At 47.0% G+C, this 2,316-nt stretch carries 2 protein-coding genes and 1 pseudogene; 1 reads left to right on the top strand and 2 read right to left on the bottom strand.

Annotated elements, in window-relative coordinates; genetic code table 11:
- Window positions 1-216 precede the first annotated feature (216 nt).
- The gene (locus ACJHW7_RS25220; RefSeq protein ID WP_000359513.1) at window positions 217-936 is read right to left on the bottom strand and encodes a replication initiation protein; all 720 of its coding nucleotides are present in this window, start codon (window positions 934-936) and stop codon (window positions 217-219) included.
- Between the two features lie 559 nt (window positions 937-1,495).
- Here ACJHW7_RS25220 and ardK point away from each other — a divergent pair.
- Window positions 1,496-1,837, top strand: coding sequence for an antirestriction protein ArdAB regulator ArdK (ardK, locus tag ACJHW7_RS25215; protein WP_000057569.1), 342 nt, complete (start codon window positions 1,496-1,498; stop codon window positions 1,835-1,837).
- Between the two features lie 14 nt (window positions 1,838-1,851).
- Here the strand turns inward: ardK and ACJHW7_RS25210 are convergent.
- Window positions 1,852-2,223, bottom strand: a pseudogene (locus ACJHW7_RS25210) (sprT domain-containing protein); the annotation flags it as partial.
- Between the last annotated feature and the right edge of the window lie 93 nt (window positions 2,224-2,316).

Below are 2,316 nucleotides of genomic sequence, written 5' to 3'. Positions count from 1 at the left end.
GTGTGGGAATCCGCCCACCTTGCCGGGCGCCGGTGCCGTGTGGGAATCCGCCCACCTTGCCGGGCGCCGGTGCTGTGTGGAAATCCGCCCACCTTGCCGGGCGCCGGTGCCGTGTGGGAATCCGCCCACCTTGCCGGGCGCCGGTGCTGTGTGGAAATTCGCCCATCTTCATGACAAAAATTTGTCAAATGACAGGCTCATGTGTGCTGATTTATGTCAGACGGGATTTTGCTTATCAATTATTGAGAACAGAAATTTTCCTGAATCATCAATACTATACTTAGCAAGTAAAGGTGTTTTCTCATTTATCTGCTTGAGAGCAGGATCAAGGAAAGATCGTTTCAACTCTGCCAAGTTCTTCTGTTGGGATTCCGGCAAAAGGAAACGGTCATTTAACCAAGCATGAGTAGTAACCCATAAGCCTGAAGATTTGAATTGAGCAAGACTTTCATAAAGGCGGATCGTCCGTGGATTTCGAAGACTGCCACAATCGCGGAGCGAGTAGGTGGTGAACTGGTTCGTCAGGCCGTAAATGTACCGCAGGAGTTTATGGTTAAATTCGATTTCCCAGATACCACGAGCTGATCGGCTGCCAGCCTCTGTTAGCCAGGGGCGCGCGACGCAGTCAAAACTCCCTTCTTTCGGGTAAAAGATTACCGCAGAACGGCTTAACTCAAACACGCCTTCTTTAACATCCTTGATAGCCTGGTTACGGCTTACCTGAAAAATTTGCTGATAGTCAGCCACCTTTACTTTGAAAGTAGAGTCACCGAGTACAGCCATCTCATCATCATCTTCGCTTACTGAAGCTGTGAAATACGTCTGCATAAGACATAACCAGAGAACGCGCTTTGCTTTTAGCGAGAGGTAGTAAGCAGCTTCGGTAAGCTCGTTAGACTGCTTAACTTTTATCTTTTTGTTCAGCAACTTATCCATGAGCCTTGCCTTTGTGGGTTAAAAATTACTCTCCACACTACCACAAAGTTCAAACAAGTAAATACATTTTTTACAGTTTCGTCTAAGGTGGGCCAATTCCCATAACAAGGTGGGCTAATTCCCATAGTAAGGTGGGGTGTTTCCCATAGATAGGTGGGCCAATTCCCATAACAAGGTGGGCGGATTCCCAGAGATAACACTTATTTATGATTTTAAATCAATGAGTTATATAGCTCTAAAAGACTTTAAAAAGATAAAAAATCTATAAAATACCTTTTAAAAATATGCCTGTGGATATGTGCATATCATCGCTTACCAGCGCCGCTTCGCGGCTCGGTCAACCCCTCAGAACCGCGAAAACAAGTTTCGCAGTTCTTCACGGTTCATGTTTTAATCCAAGCATGGCGCCAGCACCTTCGCGGCACCATCGAGGCCCGCGCTGCTGCCGCACCGGGCCTCACCCTCAAATAAAATAAAGTTTATAAAAATCGTACTTGTATTGACCCCTATTTATTCTGAGTATATCCTTTCTGTAACCAAAACTACGGAGGCGCCACAGATGGCTCAGAAAAACAGAATTTCAGAAACAGAATGGAAACAGCTGCTGCCGCAAATGGCTTCCTTTGCACACATCACAACAGATATTGGCTATTCCGTGCTTGTCAAAGGTGAGAAATCATCAGACGTAGCCACGCGAGTAGGCCGTTCCAAGCAAAACATTTCCAGCACCGTTAAGCGAATCTGGGATTTGTACCAGAACACCACTCTTAAAGCCGAGAACGGCGAACCATTAAAATTAGTTCAGGTCTGGATACCAGCAAGCCTTGCTGAAACTGTTTTAAAAGAAGCCGCGAAGTACAGCATTAATAACATCACGACCTCCGAAATGGAAAAAAAATAAAGTCCGAAAGGACTTTATTTTAAGACTACTAACGCGGCTTTATTACAGTGCTCGCCACCACAGTAAACCACTATCCCCGGTTTACCCCAGAGATTGATATGACACACCGGGCAGCTGTACTTTTCCCGGTTTGTTTTGTTCACCGGCGCTTCAGGCGGCGGGGTTACAAATCGCATGGCCTCTATGATCTCGTCGTCGAGTTCAACCGGGTCGCGCCCTTCCTCCACCTCCTGTTCGTGTTCGCTATCATCTTCCTCGTCGTCAATATAGCCTTTTCCTGTAGGGCTTAGCACAGCGCCAGGCTTAGGCTGGTAAGGCGGAAACCTGTCCATCCAGGAAAGCCGGAAATGGCCTGTCAGCAGTTCATCAGGCACTGTTGCAAATAGTCGGTGGTGATAAACTTATCATCCCCTTTTGCTGATGGAGCTGCACATGAACCCATTCAAAGGCCGGCATTTTCAGCGTGACATCATTCTGTG

Origin of the sequence: Escherichia sp. WS1152 (assembly GCF_046487665.1) — a bacterium.
GTDB classification, from domain to species: Bacteria; Pseudomonadota; Gammaproteobacteria; order Enterobacterales; family Enterobacteriaceae; genus Escherichia; species Escherichia coli.
The sequence above is the reverse complement of the archived record's forward strand: the minus strand, read 5'-3'. Positions and strand labels throughout refer to the sequence as shown.

What these genes read in the sequence shown, in the direction of transcription:
- ardK (WP_000057569.1), top strand. Translation starts at nt 1,496, where the DNA reads ATGGCTCAGAAAAACAGAATTTCAGAAACAGAATGGAAACAGCTGCTG.
- ACJHW7_RS25220 (WP_000359513.1), bottom strand. Translation starts at nt 936, where the DNA reads ATGGATAAGTTGCTGAACAAAAAGATAAAAGTTAAGCAGTCTAACGAG.